Genomic DNA, 4,171 nt, shown 5'->3' on the forward strand with positions numbered 1-4,171 from the left:
CCCCAGACTGGCGGCTATCAGACGACCGTAGCCCTGTGTATCGGTCAAATCGGTGCTTTTCCCTTCAAAGACCGTCTTAGCCAACGCATTCGCCATTGCCGGCGGGTCATCACTGTTGTTCATCTGTTGCAGTTTCAGCCGCACTTCGGTTACCCGCGTGAGGAAGGTTTGTAAATTCAGCGTGCTGTCGGCTTTCATGCCCTCCGTTCCTCTGTTTTCTCCCATCAGCGCCAGCAACGGCCCAAAGGTCTCGTTCATTGGCCCGCGCACACCGACCGTCTGTTGATCAATCATTCGCGGCGTTTTTTTATTCAGCAACGTCTTGGCGGATTTCACCAATGAATCCGATAAACTCGGCCCCTGTTGTCCGGTCTCCCCCTGATAGGCCAGCGTGTTCATCAACGCAATCAGCGGCGACTGACGTCTGTCCGCCATCAGGGTTAGCTGGTCGATAACATCCGACAGGCTCCGGGTTTTATGCCAACGCAAACTGTTGAGAAAATCCTGCCACACGCCGGCAAAATCGGTGAAGTAACGGGCGGTCAAGCGGGCTTTCAGCTCTTCGGGTGACACCGCAGCCGAGACTGTCTGACGGTTATCACTCAGCACCCAGTCAATCGCTTCCTTACGTGACGCCACCGCCTCCGCTATCGCTTTTTGTATCCCGCCTTCCCACGCCTGACGGGTAAACATCCCCGGTATCACGCGAGAGGTGGCAAACAGCCGTTCAGCGTCAGTGTCGCCGGTCATTTGGTTGAGTGTCAGGTCCGCGTAATTTTTCTCCACCGATTGCAGCATCTGCTGGTAGAGCGCCGCTTCGGCATTGTGCTTACCGAGCTGGAGCAGCAACAACTGACGCGCCTGTTTAATCAGCGCTTTATCCGGCGTTATCCGCCATTCGGAATGCGCGGGCAGATTCTCCGCATAAAACTTCCACAAATCCAACGATGCGTCCAGCCAGACGCCGGGGACAATACCAGCCCGCTCAGGTTCATTTTCATTCAGTATTCGGGTTAAAAACGCGGCATCCGCTTTTTCCGGCTGCGCCATCATCAGATAAGCTTTCAACTGGTCGTGACCGGCTTGCGCCCATTTAGCCCGCAAAGGGCTGCCCGGCGGTAAATTCACCAATGCGCTCAGTTTCGCATGCAGCACCGCAGCGGCTTTGTCCCGTATCAGGCGGTTATTGACCTGCGCATAATAGGGCAGCACTGTCGTCAACAGTTTCTGATTCTGACTCAAGCTAAAACGCTCATACCACGGCACGCCATGTTCAGCCCGGTATTGCAGCCGTTCCACCTCGTTACGCAGCTCCTTTAAAGCTATCAACTGGGCATCAGAATTCTCCGGCTGAGTTTTGAGGTCAGTTACCACCGCCTGCACCTCGACTATCTGGTCACGGTTGGTGAAAAGGGAGAGCACCATGCCGGCGCCCCACAATAAGCCCAGCACTATCAGGCCACGACAGATGGTCTGTGTGCGGAGCATGCCAACCCGCTGGCCGTGGAAACGACGACTGCCCTCCAACACCCCCTGCCAGGCCGAGTCAGGCAGCCAGCCCTGCGGGACTCTGGTCGCCTGCGCTTTGAGCGGTAAGCTGAACATCAGACCGCGCAGCGATACCACATCGCCATACTCCGCTAACCACGGCGTCAGGACCTGTTTCCAGTGAGCAATCCCCTGTTGCTTCAAGTTCGCGGACAGACGACAGAGAAAATCGTGGGCCGTCTTCTCCAGCAGTTGCTGCATGCCGCGCCGACGCAGCGGGTCAACCAATTCTTGTAACTGGGTCGCCACGATATCCGGGGTACACCGTTCAGGAAAAAAGCAGCCGACGGCCTGAGTGATGCGCTCTTCCTGAGACCAGACGCTGTGACACACCTGCCACAGGTAGACCGGCGCCTGCCAGCGCAACTGTTGAGCCTGTTTTTGCAACATCCTCAAAGCTTTATCCATCCACGCCGGCTGCGCGCTTTGGTCTTCGGTCAGCGCCCAGACAATGCCATTGAGCGGCCGGTAACGGCGCAGGCGACGCAGCGCCATCAACTGAACGGTATTCGGTTCAGCCTGCAAACTGCCGCCCCAGAGCAACAGCACGCGATAACCCTCCAGCCAGTGCGCAGTGGTCAGCCCCGGCGCGATTGCTTCCACCTGCTCCACTTCGCCCACCACCAGTAAAATGCGGACTTTATACCACCAGAACCGCCCGTAACGGAGGCGCATGCGATCGCCTAAATCACCATAATCATACGATTCGCTGGCCGGCAAAAGTGGCCGGGTATCGGGCTTCACATCAGTGACTTTGTTTTTGACAAACAAGGTTACGGTGATAAAACCGAGCATACTCACCACTATGGCGAGCACCCACGCTATTCCACAAACCCACAACAGGTGGTTAAAGGTTTCGCTATCAGCGGTTCGGTGTTCCCCCCAAAACCACCATCCCAGACCGGCCAACGAGACCAGCAGGGTAATGGTTCCTATCAGTAAGATGAGTGTTTTCACCACCGAAATAGGTGGTAATTTATTCTCTTGCAGTTCCATAAGATTTCACTATTCCAAACGCTAAAGTATGTTGAGGATCACGGGCTAACCACCCACAGGGCTGGCCGGTATTTTCCACCAAGATAGCCGCCAGTGTTTGCACGACGACTGCATTCATCCCGCCAATATTGCCCCAATTGAGATCCTGTTGATGTTGAGTGATATTCCAGCCGAGCTGTTCCAGTGAGGATGTATCCGGCTGAGAAAACAGAAAGCAGGTTTCCGGTGGCTGAGAAATATCCGCTTGAACCAATGTTCTGGCCGCGACGTCAACAACCTCTTCATCACTTTGAGAGCAAAAAAATTCACCACGGGTAAAACAGACGTTGCCCTGTTTTTTCAGTAACCAGATAAATGCCGCTTCACCGGCGGGTAAGGCTGACTCCGCCTCGCTGTCTACGCACTGACAACCTGCGCACAAAATAGTCGCGTGTTGGTCCTTTGTCGTGTTGAGCAGATCAACCATCTCATCCAGCGTATCAATACCGAGCCAAGGTTGCGGCTGTTCAGGCAACTCCACATCAGGAAACCGCTCCGCCATCTGGGCGGCAAACCCTTGCCAAGCAGCGGCAGAGCCTAACCAATAACAGCGTAATGGAGTACAACGCGACGGTGACTGCGCCTTCCCCTGTTTATGCCACTGCTCCACGGCCATGCCCGCCAGTTGTATTTCCCGCTGCTCAATATCAGCGGCAAAAGAACGTAGCAGACGCACCGACTGACCGCTTGCCTCCTTGATAGGTTCCGCGTGGCAATGAGACTGATTAACCACTTTATTCCATACATCGGGGGTACTCCCTAGCGGCCCCACTAATACATAGTCCACCAACGCAATCTGCTGACGATGTTTACGCCACCATTGTTGCTGAACCCACTCAACCTGTTGCTGGTAAATCCAGGCGTTATGCCGGGCAAAGCGGTAAAACAGCCAGCGGAATAACAGACATAACAGCCATAACGCCGCTAGTCCGGGGATCAGGGCATACAAGGATGACGTGTCACCGACTTCTGGTCTTATCAGCGCGACGATGTTACTGACCAACAAAACCAATCCGACGCCGACGCCCAGCCAACGTTTAAAGCGGGGAGGCGAAGCCTGACGATAAGGCGGAAAAAGAGGGATCGCTTTCATAACGCCACCTGATAATCGGGAAAAGAGCTGACTAACGTACAACCACATTCACAACGATGACCATGCAACGCCACCGGCTGGCCGTCTATCAGGCAGGCCGCACTCCCCTGAGCAATGGTGGTCATGCCATGACGGTTACACTTAACAGGATCGCCCTTGCAAGCAATGGGTTGTCCGAAACAAAGATAGCGGCCCGACAATACCGTGCCGCCATATTCGCGCAGGCTATCGCCCTGACGGATCACGTTTTTCATTTCTCAGGCTCCTTGAATGGGGTCGGTTCCAACGTTTTTCCCGCCCAACGCGCTTTGAGATTATCTTTGGTCATTTGCAACCGCCGCTCTTTGAGAAATTCCCTCTGCTGACGGGTCATTTCGCCCACGTTATGGGTGAACGCTTTTCTATACTCCGGTCCTGCCAACAGGGTGATCAGATCGCCGGAAGTTAAATACTGCACGGTCACTTCCCGCTCAGTGGCGAGGCTCTCGGACACTT

General features: G+C 54.8%; 5 protein-coding genes. 1 reads left to right on the forward strand and 4 read right to left on the reverse strand.

Going from position 1 to position 4,171, the window contains the following annotated elements:
* On the reverse strand, positions 1–1,956 hold a 1,956-nt coding region (locus tag C6H66_RS27170), incomplete at its 3' end, for an ImcF-related family protein (RefSeq protein ID WP_422615592.1).
* Here C6H66_RS27170 and C6H66_RS27175 point away from each other — a divergent pair.
* The gene (locus C6H66_RS27175; RefSeq protein ID WP_248000818.1) at positions 1,873–2,178 is read left to right on the forward strand and encodes a hypothetical protein; all 306 of its coding nucleotides are present in this window, start codon (positions 1,873–1,875) and stop codon (positions 2,176–2,178) included. The two genes, C6H66_RS27170 and C6H66_RS27175, sit on opposite strands and share 84 nt — an antisense overlap.
* A 346-nt stretch (positions 2,179–2,524) precedes the next feature.
* Here the strand turns inward: C6H66_RS27175 and C6H66_RS23990 are convergent, their stop codons facing one another.
* From C6H66_RS23990 to C6H66_RS24000, 3 genes are all read right to left on the reverse strand, one after another.
* Complete coding sequence (locus C6H66_RS23990) at positions 2,525–3,676, reverse strand: hypothetical protein (RefSeq protein ID WP_105396956.1); 1,152 nt, start codon at positions 3,674–3,676, stop codon at positions 2,525–2,527.
* Positions 3,673–3,930, reverse strand: coding sequence for a PAAR domain-containing protein (locus tag C6H66_RS23995; RefSeq protein WP_105396957.1), 258 nt, complete (start codon positions 3,928–3,930; stop codon positions 3,673–3,675). Before C6H66_RS23995 ends, C6H66_RS23990 begins: the two co-directional genes overlap by 4 nt.
* A partial coding sequence (locus tag C6H66_RS24000; RefSeq protein ID WP_146111117.1) for a hypothetical protein occupies positions 3,927–4,171 on the reverse strand: 245 nt, incomplete at its 5' end. The genes C6H66_RS23995 and C6H66_RS24000, both read right to left, overlap by 4 nt.

Origin of the sequence: Photorhabdus hindustanensis (assembly GCF_002968995.1) — a bacterium.
Lineage (GTDB): Bacteria > Pseudomonadota > Gammaproteobacteria > Enterobacterales > Enterobacteriaceae > Photorhabdus > Photorhabdus akhurstii.

What these genes read in the sequence shown, in the direction of transcription:
- C6H66_RS23990 (WP_105396956.1), bottom strand. Translation starts at nt 3,676, where the DNA reads ATGAAAGCGATCCCTCTTTTTCCGCCTTATCGTCAGGCTTCGCCTCCC.
- C6H66_RS23995 (WP_105396957.1), bottom strand. Translation starts at nt 3,930, where the DNA reads ATGAAAAACGTGATCCGTCAGGGCGATAGCCTGCGCGAATATGGCGGC.